Origin of the sequence: Herpetosiphon giganteus (assembly GCF_016907925.1) — a bacterium.
GTDB classification, from domain to species: Bacteria; Chloroflexota; Chloroflexia; order Chloroflexales; family Herpetosiphonaceae; genus Herpetosiphon; species Herpetosiphon giganteus.
Genome location: NZ_JAFBCZ010000001.1, coordinates 230,446 through 247,855, shown reverse-complemented (window position 1 = coordinate 247,855; position 17,410 = coordinate 230,446). Strand labels below are relative to the sequence as shown.

General features: G+C 42.2%; 11 protein-coding genes. 1 reads left to right on the top strand and 10 read right to left on the bottom strand.

The genetic code is table 11. From position 1 onward, the window contains the following. Window positions 1-10: 10 nt before the first annotated feature. The 5 genes from JOD20_RS01105 to JOD20_RS01080 form a co-directional block, all read right to left on the bottom strand. A complete protein-coding gene (locus JOD20_RS01105; RefSeq protein ID WP_204753511.1) occupies window positions 11-1,735 on the bottom strand; it encodes an NERD domain-containing protein in 1,725 nt (574 codons plus the stop codon). Then, the gene (locus JOD20_RS01100) at window positions 1,723-3,249 is read right to left on the bottom strand and encodes a DISARM anti-phage system protein DrmE domain-containing protein (RefSeq protein WP_204753510.1); all 1,527 of its coding nucleotides are present in this window, start codon (window positions 3,247-3,249) and stop codon (window positions 1,723-1,725) included. Before JOD20_RS01100 ends, JOD20_RS01105 begins: the two co-directional genes overlap by 13 nt. A 56-nt stretch (window positions 3,250-3,305) precedes the next feature. Continuing rightward, window positions 3,306-4,289, bottom strand: coding sequence for a hypothetical protein (locus tag JOD20_RS01095; RefSeq protein ID WP_204753509.1), 984 nt, complete (start codon window positions 4,287-4,289; stop codon window positions 3,306-3,308). Window positions 4,290-5,212: 923 nt separating this feature from the next. Beyond that, a complete protein-coding gene (locus tag JOD20_RS26945; protein ID WP_204753507.1) occupies window positions 5,213-6,118 on the bottom strand; it encodes a TniQ family protein in 906 nt (301 codons plus the stop codon). Window positions 6,119-6,321: 203 nt separating this feature from the next. After that, window positions 6,322-6,576 (bottom strand): helix-turn-helix domain-containing protein, encoded by a 255-nt coding sequence (locus tag JOD20_RS01080; protein ID WP_204753506.1) that lies wholly within the window; start codon window positions 6,574-6,576, stop codon window positions 6,322-6,324. Window positions 6,577-6,676: 100 nt separating this feature from the next. Here JOD20_RS01080 and JOD20_RS01075 point away from each other — a divergent pair, with 100 nt between their 5' ends. Then, window positions 6,677-7,858, top strand: coding sequence for a hypothetical protein (locus JOD20_RS01075; protein WP_204753505.1), 1,182 nt, complete (start codon window positions 6,677-6,679; stop codon window positions 7,856-7,858). A 215-nt stretch (window positions 7,859-8,073) separates the two neighbouring features. Here JOD20_RS01075 and JOD20_RS01070 read toward each other — a convergent pair whose 3' ends face one another. From JOD20_RS01070 to glmS, 5 genes are all read right to left on the bottom strand, one after another. Then, entirely contained in the window at window positions 8,074-9,942 is a 1,869-nt protein-coding gene (locus JOD20_RS01070; RefSeq protein WP_204753504.1) for a TnsD family Tn7-like transposition protein, read from the bottom strand. Continuing rightward, window positions 9,939-11,441 carry an ATP-binding protein gene (locus JOD20_RS01065; protein WP_204753503.1) on the bottom strand — a complete coding sequence of 501 codons (1,503 nt, stop codon included), beginning with the start codon at window positions 11,439-11,441 and terminating at the stop codon, window positions 9,939-9,941. Before JOD20_RS01065 ends, JOD20_RS01070 begins: the two co-directional genes overlap by 4 nt. Continuing rightward, the gene (locus tag JOD20_RS01060) at window positions 11,434-13,680 is read right to left on the bottom strand and encodes a Mu transposase C-terminal domain-containing protein (protein ID WP_204753502.1); all 2,247 of its coding nucleotides are present in this window, start codon (window positions 13,678-13,680) and stop codon (window positions 11,434-11,436) included. Before JOD20_RS01060 ends, JOD20_RS01065 begins: the two co-directional genes overlap by 8 nt. Next, on the bottom strand, window positions 13,661-14,491 hold the full coding sequence (locus tag JOD20_RS01055) for a TnsA endonuclease N-terminal domain-containing protein (protein ID WP_204753501.1): 831 nt from the start codon (window positions 14,489-14,491) through the stop codon (window positions 13,661-13,663). Before JOD20_RS01055 ends, JOD20_RS01060 begins: the two co-directional genes overlap by 20 nt. Before the next feature lie 920 nt (window positions 14,492-15,411). Then, complete coding sequence (glmS, locus tag JOD20_RS01050; RefSeq protein ID WP_204753500.1) at window positions 15,412-17,256, bottom strand: glutamine--fructose-6-phosphate transaminase (isomerizing); 1,845 nt, start codon at window positions 17,254-17,256, stop codon at window positions 15,412-15,414. Window positions 17,257-17,410 lie beyond the last annotated feature (154 nt).

The window sequence follows — 17,410 nt, the reverse complement described above, 5'->3', positions numbered from 1 at the left end:
TCCATTACATTTATTGGAGTGAGAGAACCTGCTGAATTTCCTTCTTTGTACTTGTATGCATAAGCAAGATTAGATGTTGAAGTGCTCGAGTTACAGCAATATAGAGTAGTGAACTTGCGTGTAGGCCAAGGATTGTTTCGATATCTGTGACAATTACAACAGCGGATTCCATTCCTTTAAATGCAGCAATAGATGTGTGTTGGATATAACCTCCTGGTTGATCTCGAACTCGAAAAGGTGTTAATCTCTCTTTCCAAGGATGCTGATGTATCTTATAAGCAAGACTATTTTTCCCACTTATTGGAGAGAGAATTACTATATCGCGGCCTGCAAATCCTTCACTATATAGTCGTTCCATAATTGAAATCAATAGATTTTTTTGGGTAATATCATCTTGGTAATAATGTATTTCTGGTTCTCTTTGATCATCAGGTCGAAGAGTCCGGCTATATTTCGGCGTTAAACCACTCAGTAAATGTACGTGTTCCACAATTCGTGGGGTATTCCGGCAATTTATGCGGAGCCGAAACACAGGAACATTTGGAACTCGGTTCTTGATAAATGAGTCGAGCGATACGTCTGCTGCGTCATAGATTGCTTGTTTTTCGAAATCTCCAAAAAAACGCCATCGTCCAGCTGCAAGGCCACCAATTACACTCAAATCAAGTACATCAAGGTAATTATCTCGCAAGATATCCTGTGCTTCATCTATTACAATCTCATCAAATGCCACTTCCGACTGATCTAGAAGGTGTTCAATCGCTGCATTAGGAAGAGATTCTTTCCAGAACGTTGGATTATTGAGATCAGCTGAAATATTCACTAATTGGAGCATATAACTATGTATAGTTGCACACTTAACCTGAGTCCCGAGATCTTGTACTTGTTCGATTAGATGCTGACTCAGCGATCGATTAAAACAGAGAAAAAGTACACGACGGCCAGAAGCTACGCTTTGTCGGACTGATTCAATAGCTAGGATGGTCTTGCCTGTACCTGCTGGCCCAGCAAAGATAACTCGTGGATTTGTTGCCATAGCATCAAGGGCTACTGACTGCTCTATCGTATACCGCTTCAAATCGCATTCGAGCCGATTTCGACGTGACTGTGGGCTTTCAAAAAACTCAAAGTGAGAACGTAACGATGCAATGATTTGATCTGTTTGTAGTGATGTGGGAGAAGGTTCGTGTCCTTGGTATAAATGAGCTGTACGAGGATGAGATTGGAAGAATGTTTTAGCATTATTCATAACGGCTAGTAATGATTGACTAAGTGATCGTGTAAAACCACTACTATCAATTACCTGCCATTGATGCCATTCTGGCGATGTATTGGTGAAACGCAAATATGGAAAAATAACAGCTGACCAGAATAGAAGACCTCTCAACTCAGGATGTTTATCGATAAGTACCTTGCGAAGACTGTGCATAGCAGATGATGCTTGCTTAAATGGGCCTCGTGCATCACCGTGGGGTTGCGTTCCATAAAACCATAACCCATTGCTTCTGCTTAACGAACGACATGCTTTAACTTCTACACAAAGTACTCCTTTTTCCGGAATAATCAGAACAAAATCAATTTCTCCGCTAATCTGTTCCCGATGATGAACAATGTCTAGGGAATGGAGAATAGTCCAATCATGCGTCAATGGATCATCTCTCAATCGTATAAAAATCTCGCGCTCTCCTGGACTTGCGGTCTGTTCAGCAAAATAGGGAGGGATCATTCGCGCCATAGTTCATGCTCCAGATTAAACACTTGTCCTATACGGGTTGCTGTTACCCGAGAAATGGTGCTAATACACTGATTGATTCGGAAGGCTGATAAGGTCATATCTGGTACATCCGGTAACACAAAATCAAACCGTCCATGTGTATGTAATTGATGGTAATCAATAGAATGGACTTGATTAAGTAACATCTGACGAATCATTTTTCCTGCCTGCCGATGAGCATTACGGATTTCATTTGCTGCATTCTGATATTTATCAAACTGTGATTCATAACCTATTAAACGCATAATGGCTTTGAAATCTGAGTCTTTTTGAGGTCGAATAGTCCGACTTGACATCCAATTTCTCACATTGGATTCTTGTGCAAGTAGAGAACCATGGTCAAGTAACGCTATGCTGACTTGAAAAAGATCTGATCGTTGTACGTGTCGGCGGAGTTTATCCTTCCAATCTTCTTGTAAGTATCGTAGATGGCTTGCACGTACACCTAAAATTTGGTCAGCAATGGTAATTATATAATCTCCGCTCTCACCAGTTCTGAGTAATACAAAGATACCAGTACGGAGTAACTTTACAGGCACGCGAGTTATTAATGTTTGTTCGCTAGTATAACTATCTTCATACGAACTCCCAACATCAAGTACAAGAACTTTTGTTGTATCAGAAGCCTCTAGAAATACAGCAGTCCGGTCTGCCAAGATAAAAAGCTGTGCATCAACTGTATCATCATAAGATTTTACAGAAGCATTTAAAGGAGTTTTTTTTGTCAGAAGATGAACCATATCTTCATCGGGCGGATCCATATTTGATTCGGAGGGAGTAATCGTCTGCACTGAATTAGATATATTTATGTATCTGGGATCAGATGTAAAGTGGTCTTCATCATTATCTTCAATCCTAGATGGAGAAATAGTTCCTACCAATAATGGCTGAGATTTAAATACATCCGTCATCCATGCGTACTGAATAACATCAATTTTTCGTGATCGTGCCGCAGAAAAAATATATCGAGGAAACCACCTTGTAGGACCAATACAGATTATTTTCTCATAGAATATTGTTCCTTTAAGCTTTGCAGGAGGCATAACTTCTATATGAGCGGAATTATTCTGCGAAACAAAAAAATCATTTACATAATTAACTAAGCGAGGTTCTTTAATAAGGATAGCTGTATGATTATCATTTTGTAATAAAGATTGTATGGTAATGAATATTGGATTTTCTTTAATCATAAATATCGAAAAAAGGGTATTGTATATTGCTTCTACATCCGCTACAAAATGTGGGTATATGGTGCGACAGTATCGCATAGTTTTATGCTGATTTTCAAAAAAAAGATTTGATAAATGGCTAAAAGAAAGCGGTGTAGATGCCACATCAAAGCAATAACGCTTAATTCGCCATAAAAATTTTATCCAAAATTCCTCCTCTACAAGCGAACCAAGAGCAAACTGTAATGAACGTATTTGTTTATAAATGGAGTGAAGTTCTTGTTGATAAACTTGGAAATAGTTCACACTACAATTTGCATTTATGGAATATAGTTGTTTGATCGAAGCAAATGACCTAGATATCATAGAGGTTTTTCCTGATAGATAACATATTCACAACCTTTTGGTAAAGGTGGAAAATGTCCAAGTCCACCAATCATTGTTCGATGATCAATATAACCTTGATTAAATACATTTATAGCATCCTCAACATAAAGGTCAGTCTTATCAAGTATCACAACCTGATTAGAAGATCGGAAGTGATTACGCCAACGAAGAAAACTATTGGCGGTATCGAATATAACGGTATCGGGATTATCTGTTAATGATTCAACAGGATGACTCGTTGGATAAATTTCACTTCTATAAGCTTCTCCATTAGTCAACCAACGTCGTACACGGATAATATGCTGAAGATTCCCTTCAATAATATCTCCTGCTGGAGTTTTAACACCAAACTGGTTTGTGGTAAGCTCATTTTCTAAATCTTTTAATGAGCCAATAATAGTGCAATTCATTTGAGAGTAATGAAAAAATTGGCGAGTATTTTGGAGTTCTAGAAATGTCTCAAGAAAACGCGATTCTGTAGGTAATTTCTTTCCCATCGGGGAGTTCGGCAACCGTTCAAACTCACGGGTACTAACATCAACTGATTGTGCAAGCTCTTGGTTTAGCCAGTGAGATAAACTCCCACTTTTTTGAGATCCCACGCGAATTTTGATACGTATTTCGCCATCTATCTCAGAAACATCCTCAATAAATCCTTTTAATCTATTGTTGTTGTTTCGATAAATAACACTTGTTCCAAAGGGCAGTTGACAGAGCATTGTGAAGTGCTGGTGGCTATTTTTTGTAGGCAAAAGCGTGTTTATTTTACCGAAAACAATGCCGCTTGCAATCAAAGGAGCTGCATATGCACGGGTTGGAAGCACAAGTCCGACTACGGTACGAGTATGGTTGGACTTCTTAGCACCGAGAGCTTGGCCAAGACGAAGAAAAAATTGTCCCCATCCTGGAAGTGGATGCCAGTGTCGATTATCTTGATAGTATAGTGAGGCTAATCGCATCTGGTATTCTCATTGTATAGAAAGGAACCATCGGCGTTTATAAGGATAGATTGACCTATTATCGATCATATAAAAGAATCAAAAGGGAGAAATAGCATTATCGCACTCTAGAAAGCTTGATGGCTATAAACTGCTGTAAGCAATATAAGTGCAATAAGATGCGTGGCTGTCAATACTCTTCATGGTATCCAGTATAACATGTAGCTCTATAAATCCTATAACCCTTTAGTCATTGCTATGACTAGGAGGTGAAATAACTCTACCAGTATGGATACTGTCACGATTTAATGGATAAACCCTTATCATGAGTTCATTGATGGTTGTGACCACCTATTTGGTCGCCTGCCTCACACATGGGCAGACCCATGAAAGCACTGCGTTCGAAACCCTGATTCGGCAGGTCATCGTGCCCCAGCGGCGCGGATTACCGCGCAGCCGACCACGCCAACTGGCCGATGATTGCGGCTCCGATGCCCGCCGTATCCGTCAGTGGTTTCAGCAGCATGGGACTCGGTCAGTGATTCCGCCACGCCACCGCCGTGGGGTGCGCAAGACGGTTGTCCGATTAGCTATGACGCACAGGCGTATTGTGCCTGCAATGGCATCGAACGCACCATTGGGTGGCTCAAGGATGCCGTTCGGTGGCCACGAGGTTTGAGAAACTGGCGCTGAACTATCTCGGATTCGTCCATCTGGCCATGATTCAACGATTGGTTCGTATCCTTGCATCATCCACACCGATATCCTGAACTATCAGACAGAGCCTATGATCAGTGGTGTATGTTGTACTAGATAGGTCTTCTTTCCCAGAGCTATGATAAAGAATTATTTGATGTAAAATGTTCTACTATCTTTGATTTTATGATTCATTTCGCAAGCAGTCGACAAAAATGACAGGATAGCTTAAGCATTAATAAGGTTAGTTATGTATTCATACAATTTTTGATGATATCCTGTAGTGTACAACCAAGGAGGTGGGACAGTACGAGGTAAGCAACAACACGCGATCTGGTGATATTATCTTGGATAATCATGATAGAAAAATTTTTCTTGGATATGGTTTTTGAAGAATATAAAAAATCTATCGTTTGTTTTGGATAAGAATCTATAATTTTATTGTATAAAGCTTTATGACTGATACTTATACCTGTTCGAGTATACCCTCTATCTAAGATAATACTTCTTATCGAATTTGAGATTTTATCAAAGCTTATAGTTGGTTGCTCATTGAAAATAAATAAAGTATCTGAAAGCATATAGAGAATAGACCTTACTTTATACAGATATTTTATTTTGTATTTAGATAGAGTATCTTCTAGTGAAATAAAATTATTGATGAGGTTTTTCCGAGGATATATAGGGGTATGTAAAAAGATGGAATGTTTATAACATATATTTATCCAAGGTACCTGATGTAAAATATGCCAGTATCCTTCTCCATAAGTCTTCCTGTCATCTATAACACAATCTTTGCAAAACCTTAATCGATCATTTTTATGGGTATCGATATACCTTTTTAAAGCCGGAATAGACCAGATTTTACTTGGATCTTTATAATCATTAAGATAGGCGTGTTCCTTACTGAGGAAAATTCTTAATAGTGGAAATATAGTATGTTTATTGATTATTTCTTCTATCGATGGTGTCTCGATCTGATATTTATTACATAAAGCTGTAATATTCCTTGGAAAATAGATAGAAATAGTATATGGTTGGAGTAATTCTAATTTTGCAAATTTCTTATCGGTATATCTCAGATGGCTTAAGTATCTTGCGCAGACACTATAGAATATTTCACCAGGATAAAGAGATGGGAAGTAGTGCCCCATAATGTGTACTCCTGAACTGAAAGATCATTCTATGTTAAACGCTTCTTGGCAAATTAAGGCCGTTAAATCGTGCGATTTATCATCTAAGTAAGCCGTATACTCTAGCTCCTGAGTTCCTGAATGCCCCTAGTTAACTTGTGCTTTCCCCATTCTTCTCGGCTTGGGATAGCGGATTCTTGAATGTATATGGTGGTGATTGTTATCTAAAAAGGCTGTACGAGGGGAAGAATATCATCAATAAAAAAGCTGGGGTCACGATGATAGATCTTTGAGAAAATGAGTAGCTCAATCACATCAACCCGCTTTTCACCAGTTTCGCACTTGGTTACATAGGATTGTGACTTGTGCATAATGGCTGCCACTTGGATTTGGGTTAAACCAGCTAATTCACGCGCCTCTTTGAGCCGACGAGCGAGGAGTTGATAGGCATCTTGATAGTCGAGTTTGAGGACTGACATAAAGCTATCATATGCAGCCCATATTCTTAATCCAAAATGGATTAATTATGCTATGATAATGCTAGAATCGATGAGGTTCAAACACGGTGTAGGAGGCCTCGTGCTTGGATTTATTTGGGATAATATTGCGCCGCTTCTCTTTCTCTGGAGCATGATTGGGTGTATGCTCGTGCATCGGCACTGGCCACAAGTGTTGCGCGTATACCAATTCCTTCGAACCATACCACCTCAAATCGAAACAGTATGGAAAACGCCTCCTCAGACTCACAATCCTCAAGAAAATAATTCCAGCATTCATTCTCAACCAACACAAGCATGCCTTATCAAACCAACATTTACGCATTTAAAAACTATTCCCGAAACGGGAATGGCCTTATTAAATCCACCCACACTGATCGAGACTATTGACTATCTTCAAGCGATTGATCCACAAGCACGTTATCTCTTCCCCTATGGATGGTATATTCCGTCTACCCAAGAGCAGATACCAGATGCGGCATATGCTGATCTTGGTGCCGATACCTATAACGTAGCTATTATTAGTCCAGAAGGCTATGGTAAAACAGCATGGATGTGGGCAGGAATGATAGCACTGACGCTCCAACGAACACCTCGTGAACTTCAATTTGCCATTTTTAATACTAAGGATGCGGATATTACCTTAATGAAAAACTCTGCCTATACATTTTTGTTCGCCCAGAGTATTGAGGGAATACTGGACTCTATCAAACAATTACATGCTGAAGCAAAACGTCGGGCTGAGGTACTGGCAGCGCATCATGTTCTCACATGGAATGCCTATAACGGTGACGATTTACCTTTGATCGTTGTCTATATTGCCGACCCTGCTGCCATAAGTAGCGCGATTGGTAAGAAACTTGTTGATAAGGCCCTTATGCTACTGATGATGTATGGCCCTGTATTAGGGTTTCGGATTATCATTGAAAGTCGCAATATGTCAGATCTTGCGCCCTGTTACAATCATTTTTTCTCAGATCGACTCCTCGGCCCGATGGAAAAAGATCCCATTTTTCAGCAGAATGGTAAGCGAATGCCTATACGCACTATATTCAACAATAGTGCTATTTCACCAACGCAACTGCCCAACGAGTATCCTGGTGTATTTACTGCGGTTGATGCTCACGGTTGTGCAGTAACCCTGCGAACCGTTTATATTTCTCCCGAGGCCCAGAAAGATTGGATGATCTCGCAATCAAAAGATTTGCAAACCTTAACTACAACTCAGGAACCTCATGGAAGCAGTATTCCACAACCAATTTAATTGAATAAAATGGCTCATTTATTATTGGGTTGATATGGTATAGCATGAGACACAGTTGTATTAGCTCGGTGTGTTCTTGCATTCTCTCATTCCTCAATCTTATATCCATAATGCATCGTGATGGTGAACTAATGTGTTCAGGTAATCTTACTAGCAGATGAACATAGACATTGCCAATAAGATTACCTGAACATGCCGTCTAGCAGTTTGAAGATTTAAAACGGGATACCGTGATGTTCAAACCATTTCTTGGGGAAACGACCTAAGCCTGAGCGTTGAACAATTTCCCAGCCCTTGAGAATGAGTCCTTGATTTTGTGCTTGGTTAATAGTCCATTGGAGCCGCCTTACAGCCCACTCCTCTCTCGTTTCCACCAAACTTTTCAGACGATCTGCCGTTTGCGGTAGCTTATCCAAATGTTGCTGTAGGATCGGGAGACAGGCTGCCTCTCTTCCAATAGCACCTAAGGTCATTTGATTGGGCCATTGTTCCTGGCTTAAAATTCTGGTTGCTGCCTCTTGAACTGCTTGTGCTAGCAATTTGTCTCGGGCTGGCCATGATACTCGATTGGTACGGATAATTCGACTAGATCTGGCTGGGGTATGGAGAACAAGCCAAGCTTTGTCATTTCGGTAAAGCCAAGCATAGGACGCGCTAAAGCGTTTTCTCAACTGGGATACGCCGAATTGAGGGAAAACTTTAATCGCTTTAAGCCATGTGTGTCGATGTGATATTAGAAGATCAGTCGCATCTCGGCTAGCATTAGTGTTCGATAGGTCTTTATTTAAGGTTTTATTACCAGTATAGATAAGTCGTTGTGCATGACGTTTGACGGTCTTCGGATCAACACCCAAGATCTTACTTATAGCACGTAGGCTCAGGATTTGTTGAGCGAAAAGTTCAACTAGTCTCTTTTCCCATATGAAGCCAAATGCCTGGATTTTACTAATATGATATCGCGAGTTCTGAGATTGATCCGGCCCTGTCCGTATATAGCTGAATCCACAAAATGGACAAGCAAATGTCCCAATTGGCCGATCACGGGTATACCGACTACGCCTTACATTACATGTTTCAATAACATCTTTGTGTGAATGTGGACAAACTCGATTAAGACATGGCCAAGGGCCGTGACCGAATGGATCGGGCGTAGGTTCATCAAGACTCTTCAATGCGCTCTCCGGCGTGTGGCCAAAGAAATGAAGTACCAGAAGATGACGAAGAGGATGATGTGCTACGTAATCTCCGCCAACTAGACGGGATAACCATGTTTGATGAACATCTTCCAAAGAGCAAGATATAGTATCAAGCAATTCAGGCGTGTAGAAATCTATGAATGTGGATTGAAGTTGCTGCTGACGAATGCTATTGGATGCCGTCGTAAACCCTCTTAAATCAAGGCATCTTCGATAGACAGTGTACATATCATTCAGATCAGCATTAGATGTATTGTTTAAGAGCCAATAGGCTTGCTTGGCAAGAGCATAGAGATGCAGATTTGCTGGAGTCGGATCTGCAAACTCTATCTCAGGTATGTAATCTTCTGCTGCGTTGTAGGCGTAATAGGTGCTCTGTCGTTGAAATGAAAGAATGCTATCTTGTAAAATGCATCCGTGATGGGCACAAACATTGATTCCTGCGATATTATGAACCCGATGCCAATAACATTCCCCATATTTTGAACGATCTTCATTGACACACATTGGACAAAAACGCAGCTTTCTGAGGCTCTTAACCCCGCTAGCCATAATACCAATGCGAGAATGGACTGTTCCCCCCTTATTGCCGAACATTGAACCTCGGACTCTGTGGAGAGCATCACCAGGTAAAAAAGGTGCAAACAAAGGCAATGACGTGTGGTTGCTGATAAGTAGTTCCGAATTAAGACCTAATGACTTGGGTAGCCTATTGGCTAAAGTATCTAGCCGACTAGGAAGATCAACAACAGCTACAATATTTCGTGTGCCAAAAAGTTCTTCAACAGCAATGTTAGCCGAGGCGAAGCGCATATGTGCGGTATACCTCGCGCAAATACTATAGAGTAGTTCATCCGGATAGGGTATAGGAAATTGAGTAAGCATCATTTTTCTGACTCCTCTTTTTCAGTTGATGCCTCATTTGATTCCTCCATCCCATTTCTAGAGAGAAAGCTAAGATCGCTGGCTATATCACTAATAAGATTTTGTTGCTTGAGTTGATCATAGGCATCAACTGACGAGCTATCAATTGCTAAATCGATTCCTAATGCCCTCTTAGATAGGGATTCATTACTATCAAGATGAGGCTCCAAGGATTGTTGATTGGTATAAATTGAATTGAGGTCATTGAGTGCTATTTCTAGATTAATTGGTTGAATATCTTCCATCAGCATAAATTGATCCATATTATTTGTTCTCAGAGCTGTTAGGAATGGTTGTACCATCGATAGCGCTCTTTCTGATGCTGTGATAAGCAATTCTGGTGACAGCCTTTCTTCACCAGTTCTAATGGCTAGTGTTTGCCCAAGAATGAATACTTTGATTGCAATATCAGTGATACCTTGGGATAGATCGTACAAGGTCTCGGCAAGCCGATCCGTGAGCTTAACTGGGTGTTTTGTATATTGAAATTGCCAAATGGTTTCTAAAAATAGTTTCCAATCTTCATCAACTTTCATGCGATCCCACGAATCCCCACCATAGGAATTGGCTCGTCGAGCTTGGCGGAAGGCTTGACTGAATAGTTTTTGTGCCTTATATGTGCCTATTAAGATAATTGGCAGGCCGAGAGTATTAACTAACTCTACAAAAAAATTAAGCATCTCCTCAGCTCCACCACTTTTGGCTTGACTAAGGGCTTGGATTTCATCAATCACTAATACACCTAATGAATGAATCGCCCCAACTCTGGCCATATTCTTCAACAACTCCATCTCTGTAGCTCGGCCATTACGTGCATAACCATGCATATAGTTTGTTCCAAGAATCCAGTCTATTTGTTCAAAAAAAGCTAGTCCGAGGGAACGAGTTGAACCATTATGGGGGCATTCCAACTTTAACCACACAAGCTGTTTCCAAGGAAATGGAACTCCGCGATAGGTATGGTGATTAATTATTTGAGGGAACAAGCTAAGGACTTCTTCTAGACTACGAGATTTACCAATACCACTGATTCCAATGAGGCTCATCGTTGTCGCACTTTTTCTATATGCGATATGATTTTTCTGTCGTAAGTTGACAACGAGCTTATCAACATTACCATCTAGTGTTTTCCAAAATCCTTTTGAAAGAGGGTTTCTAGCAATATACCCTTTATAAATCATTCCACATATATCGCTAAATAAGCGTCCATGTCGTGGCAATGGCTGAAAAAACTGATCGATGCATCTGATCAAGTGCAAACGTTCTTCCGCTGGCAACAACCGATATTCTGACTTCATTGGTGGAAATTTGGTAAGATTACGGAATACTTCAACTGAAGGCCGGATTGGTGGTAAGGCTTCGATCAAGGGATTATCCTGATACATCGGCAGGATTTGTTCATGATAAATAGCATCTTCTTCATCTCCACTCCATCCAAAAGGATTATGATAGATCTTATTCATTGTTTGCCTCGCGTACATCTTCCCTGACTGAGCGGAGAAATGCATAATCGGTACTGGACTCTGTGAACCTTGTTCGTGGAGGTTTTTGGATGGGGGTAACAGTCAACGGCGCATCGGATGATGGAATCGCCTCAGTAATTTCGGCGGGAGATTGATCGGAAAAAGTCCATAAATTATTTTGTCGATCCAATTCTCGTTCGGCTTGCCGGTCGGTACGTATGCCTTTTATCCGTCGTCGATCACTTTCATTATCTCGGTTCTTCGCTATCGCTTCTTGTCGTTTTTGCGCCCTTGATTTGATGCGCTCAATTTCCTGATCAAAATCAGCCCTTGTCTGTTCATCCCTCCCACGTCGTTTATATTGAGACTGCTGCCGGCTAATGGAAAAATCCAAAATTTCATACAAGTCTCGTCGTTTGAACGCCTTTTTGCGTTCAAGTAAGATACATGGCTCCATCTCACCATTTGAATGTCGGATAAAGATCGTATCTAAACATCGTGGGTCAAAAAAGATCGTTGTTTTCCAACTCCCCTTTCGATTTGCAGTCGCAAACCAAAACTCTTTGTGGGCGGTCGAACATGTATATCGCAACCCTTGAAATCGAATACCTTTGCTGGTAATCGACCCTTCCGTTCGGTAGAGAAGATTTTGCCTGATAGTGTTCTGTGGAAGAACTCGCAACGCCCCTACCCGATTTTGAATGCCCCAATACCATAAATCTATTGGATATGGCTCAACTTGAGCATGCATCATGGCCTCATCAAACTCATAGTTCGTTAGGCGATGTGTATGGTTGTATTCTAAGATTCGAAAAATCATCAGTTGCCGCATGTCACGGAGGGTCAGGCGAGCATCAAGTCGGTAGTCTTTCTCGCCACGTTCACGCACGCGTACTGCACCTGGAAGAAAGTGGATAAACCGCTCATTACACAGTCCAAAATCGCGTTCGATAATTGCTTTCCAATCAGCACGATAGGGAGCGGTATTTTCTACCTCAATCTTCAGTCCTTCGGTGAGGTTATCAGCATTATAGCCTTCGAATTCTCCCCGATCAGCACGTAACTTATCGCACAAGTGCTGACAAGGCCAATCTTCTTCCTTGATTTCTATGGCATATTCTTTGCAGAAGTCCACTTTGTTTGCGGTTGCATTCTCGAGAGCAAACATAGCGCCTAACCAGCTCGGCCCTTCAAGTAGGATTGAGAATCCCACAACCATTCGACTGAATACATCTTTGACAATATAAATGACGGGTCGACCCACAATCCGCCGAGGGTTAAGCGAACTGACAAGATAAACATCGGCAATTGTCGCATCAACCTCAAAACATGAGCCAGGTCCAAATGCTACTGCGGTCACATCATGGATCGCGGGGTGGAGCATACGCTCATACCGTGAAGGACGAACCCTCCTCGACCATGCCTTAAGGGGATCACCATACTTGTTGTACCAATAACGAAATTGGTCAAAGGTGGGGCGCTTTGCAGGGTCAAGAAGTTCGACTTTACCGAATTCGCCACTGCCTGTGGCTTTACTAAAATACTCGCTTGTTATTTTTGCGAAAGCCTGTTTGAGTGAAGGTTTCTCGGGTATATTGTAATATTTCTGAATACCTTTAAAGAAAAGAATTCCAGTTTGCGTATCGATATTAACACCCAAGGATATACCAGTGGTCGCAGTAAGGCTATTTGGTCTTCCACGTTTTGCCGAACCAGGTTCACGCTGTTTACCTTTCCCTCCGCTATTCGCATAAGAGGGAAGCAGGGAATTCTTAACCATTCCACCCTGCCAATACCGTCGTAAGTAGAGATAAATTGTTTTTTTGGTCGTTTTGGTTTCTTCTGCGCGTTTTCGGATGAGTTCTCCTCGTTTTGTATAATCATATATATCGAGGGATTGAACAAGCGGCTCAATAAGATTCCAACGTTGATCTCTTCGAGCTAGCACTTTTTTAGTGCGTAATTCCCATATTTGGTAATCTCTAATGCTTTGATCAGAGGTAGGAGGATCTGGTAGAAGGGAATGGTGGTTGGCTTCTTCTTGAATTGTTGTAATATCATGACGTTGAAGGGTTGCTTTAATATCAGCATAGCGATAGGCTATCGGGAGCGCCTCATGACTATGTATATCGATTGTATAGATAAGATCATGGACAGGGTTAATATAGAGAACCCGTTCAATTCTTGGTTTTTTATCTTCGTCATGCCAAGAAAGTAGACTATTTAGGCAGAGATCCATGGGAGTCCTTTCGTTCTTGGAGTACAAAAAGTTCTGTGGGATTAAACGGACGGTGGAGATCAATTATCCATTGACGCGTTGCAATCAAATGATAAGCAACGACGAGGCTGCTCCCTGTGCGAACTCTCATCGCCGCATCACATTCAGTAGTAATTTGTGCCAATGTAAACAATGCATTCCGCAAGTTGCGTCGTAAGTAATCGGCAATAGACTGAATTTCCGTGCCTGAAAGACCACGATCAGTTATCGTCCGATAAAGTCGCAACACATCGATATTGCGAACTGCGACGGATGGAATATCCAACTCGGTGACAATTCCCCAGTTAATTCCTCGTGTTTCCCAATATTTCCGTTCGATCTCAAACTTCTCGAGAACTCGCTGGGAACGTAGCTTCTCTGATGGTTTTACGGTTCGGACTTGAATCCAGCGTTTTCCATCTCTCTCCATGGTGATAACAAAGTCGGAAGTCATCACAATGTCATGTTTCGTTGCAGGATCGCGTGGATGCTTTATCCTGCACGTTTTTGCAATATTCTGTGTTTCCTCGATAGGCAGAAGGGGATACTGTTCGCGAATATCAATGACATCGTCAGCCCAATCAAGTAAGTAAAAGTAGTCACGCTCCAAATTGCTCATTAAATGATGCACACGTCCATGTTTACTTCCTTTGATTCGATGGACTAGACCAGTAGACGGTACATCCTGAATAGTCAACCACGGCTTATATTTCCGTCCTTCGTTTTGCCCACGGCCTGCTGCAATGAACTTCTGGATGGATTCAGGTGTTGTGGCTCTTCGCCTTTTGGCCATAGATTTCCTTTCATTTTTTTTAATAAATGTAAATTATTGCGCCTAAAAAATACATCATGATCCAATATGAGTCAATAATTGAATGTTTTTGTGTATTTAAGCGAAAATATTTCAATATTTGGTAATATATAATAGTTGACAAGATTCCTGACTAAGAATATTAAATATATAGACACATATCGGATTATTACCGGTATAAATCCAATCTTGCCGCCTTTGTTATTCCATATATAATTAAGCCCTATATGGAGCATTTGCCTATGAAATATGATCAAGATGAACGGAGTAAAGAAATCGGTAAGCTCTTGAATGCAGCTCGTGTTGAGCGTCGCATATCGGTATCGAAATGTGCGGCTTTACTGAGGACTACGCGTCGCCGATATGTGGAGATCGAGGCAGGAAAGAGCAAGTTATCCGTCGTCGAACTAGAGCTATTATGTAAGCTGTTAGAGATTTCGGTATTATCTATATTTCCTCAGTGTGAAGCTCGACGCGTCCATAGAGTATTTATCCACTCTGGAGATCTTGTAGAATGTATTCTCTACGTGGATGGGATAGTACCAATGACGAGTTCTTAAGCAACTGGCATCTCTGAATGAAAGCATAAGCTGATAGATGCGAAGTGTTGTATCACTATTTTAAATACAGATGAAAGAACATGACTTCAGAACACCATCTTTATAGACATCCAACAAAGGCCAGATAAAAGTTCAATCCTTGCTCATAAAAACATCCTGACCATGACTGCTCATGGTCAGGATGTTTGTGGTTGGAACCCTGAAATATTTGGATCAATGAGGTATACTAGTTTCCAACTTTATTTTCGAGTTTCCAACTTTATTTTCGTAGTATCCAACTTTATTTTCGAGTTTCCAACTTTATTCCCATTCCACAGTAAATTTGGTGCTAGAGCTTACTTCCTACTCAACCGTTACCGATTTGGCGAGGTTGCGTGGTTGGTCAACGTCTGCGCCACGGCGGACGGCCATGGCATACGAGAAGAGTTGCATTGGAATCACGTTTAAGACTGCGGCCAGCAAGGGTGTGGTTTCGGGTACTTCGATCACATGATGGGCTTTTGAGCGCACCAGTTCATCGTTTGGATTGACCAAGGCAATCACTTTGCCTCCACGGGCCAGTACTTGCTCAACATTCGAGAGCATCTTTTCGTAGACATGATCTTTGGTTGCAATACAAATTACTGGCATACGCTCGTCGATCAAGGCAATTGGGCCATGCTTCATCTCGCCAGCTGGGTAGCCTTCAGCATGAATATAGCTAATTTCCTTCATCTTCAGCGCACCTTCGAGCGCAATCGGAGCATTGACCCAACGCCCAAGGTAGAGCATATCGGTTGAGTGATGATACAAATCGGCCAGTTGATCATACTGGGTTGTATCTTTGAGCATGGTATCGATCTTGGCTGGAATTTCGATCAGCGCTTGGATATGCTCGCGAATTTCGGCGCTGGTGAGCGTGCCACGGGCTTGGGCCAAACGTAAGGCAAAGAGATAGCCGGCCATCAACATTCCGGTAAAGACTTTGGTCGAGGCCACCGAAATTTCCGGCCCTGAGTGAATGTAGATTGCGCCACCATCGGCTAAGCGCCCAGCCTGCGAGCCAATGGCGTTCAAAATGGCTACACTTTTTACGCCTTGTTCGAGCGCTTCGGCCATTGCCGCCAAGGTATCAACGGTCTCGCCCGATTGGGTTAAGGCCAATAATAAGGTGCGCTCGTTCATTACTGGGTTACGATAGCGAAATTCTGAGCCATAATCGACTTCCACCCGCACCCGAGCCAAGGTTTCGATAAAATATTTGTTGATCAAACAGGCATGCCAGGCAGTACCACAGGCAACTGCATAGATGCAATCAAGCTTTTGCATTTCTGCATCGCTCAAGGTCAAGCCGTCCAAATCAATCCGCCCAGTATCAATGTCAACGCGACCGCGCAGAGTATCAGCGGTCGTGCGTGGTTGCTCGAAAATCTCCTTGTGCATAAAGTGCTTGTAGCCACCTTTGGCTGCTGAAACTGGGTCCCAAGCAACGGTGGTGGTGGTTTTGCTGATCGGCGTGCCATCAAGTTTGATGTATTCCACGCCAGTCGAGCGCACCAATGCCATCTCGCCATCTTCCAAGAAAATCATTTGTTGGGTGTAATCGACAATCGCTGGCAAATCCGAGGCAACGAAATTTTCATCATCGCCATGGCCAATGACCACTGCGCCAGCATTGCCAATCCGTGCTGCCAAAATCAAATCAGGTTGCTGTTGATCCATTGCCACCACAGCGTTACCACCGCGTAATTCACTCATCACTTGGCCAAAGGCACGTTGAAAATCGCCATATTCGGCAGTATACAAGCCCAGCATTTGGGCAATAACTTCGGTATCGGTTTGCGAATGAAAGCGAATGCCCTGCGCAATCAAACGGTTTTTGAGTTCGAGATAATTCTCAACAATCCCATTTTGAATCACCACCACGCGGCCACTATTATCGCGGTGCGGGTGGGCATTGGCTTCGGTGACAGCGCCGTGAGTTGCCCAGCGGGTGTGGCCAATGCCCTGATGACCAGCGGTTGGTTCTGTATTTAAACGGCGGCGCAAATTGACCAGCTTGCCAACCGAGCGGCGCATTTGAAACTCAGCATCCTCTAAAATGGCGATGCCAGCCGAATCGTAGCCGCGATATTCCAATAACTCCAAGCCCCGCACAATTACATCGGTTGCTTCGCGTGGGCCAACGTATCCAACAATACCACACATAAAATCTATACTCCAACAATTAAAAGTAAGCTAAAACACAACATAGCACCACACCGCACCAACCCGTGTCGTCAATGAACGGGGGTGGGGCATGCTGCTATGTAACTGGCCACAAGGTGCTGATTGTGCTTGCTGTTGCCAGCAAGTTTTGCAA

Excerpts from the sequence above, each read along its gene's own strand:
- JOD20_RS01070 (WP_204753504.1), bottom strand. The coding sequence starts at position 9,942 with ATGATGCTTACTCAATTTCCTATACCCTATCCGGATGAACTACTCTAT.
- JOD20_RS01080 (WP_204753506.1), bottom strand. The coding sequence starts at position 6,576 with ATGTCAGTCCTCAAACTCGACTATCAAGATGCCTATCAACTCCTCGCT.
- JOD20_RS01105 (WP_204753511.1), bottom strand. The coding sequence starts at position 1,735 with ATGGCGCGAATGATCCCTCCCTATTTTGCTGAACAGACCGCAAGTCCA.
- JOD20_RS01060 (WP_204753502.1), bottom strand. The coding sequence starts at position 13,680 with ATGGATCTCTGCCTAAATAGTCTACTTTCTTGGCATGACGAAGATAAA.
- JOD20_RS26945 (WP_204753507.1), bottom strand. The coding sequence starts at position 6,118 with ATGGGGCACTACTTCCCATCTCTTTATCCTGGTGAAATATTCTATAGT.
- glmS (WP_204753500.1), bottom strand. The coding sequence starts at position 17,256 with ATGTGTGGTATTGTTGGATACGTTGGCCCACGCGAAGCAACCGATGTA.
- JOD20_RS01095 (WP_204753509.1), bottom strand. The coding sequence starts at position 4,289 with ATGCGATTAGCCTCACTATACTATCAAGATAATCGACACTGGCATCCA.
- JOD20_RS01055 (WP_204753501.1), bottom strand. The coding sequence starts at position 14,491 with ATGGCCAAAAGGCGAAGAGCCACAACACCTGAATCCATCCAGAAGTTC.
- JOD20_RS01065 (WP_204753503.1), bottom strand. The coding sequence starts at position 11,441 with ATGAATAAGATCTATCATAATCCTTTTGGATGGAGTGGAGATGAAGAA.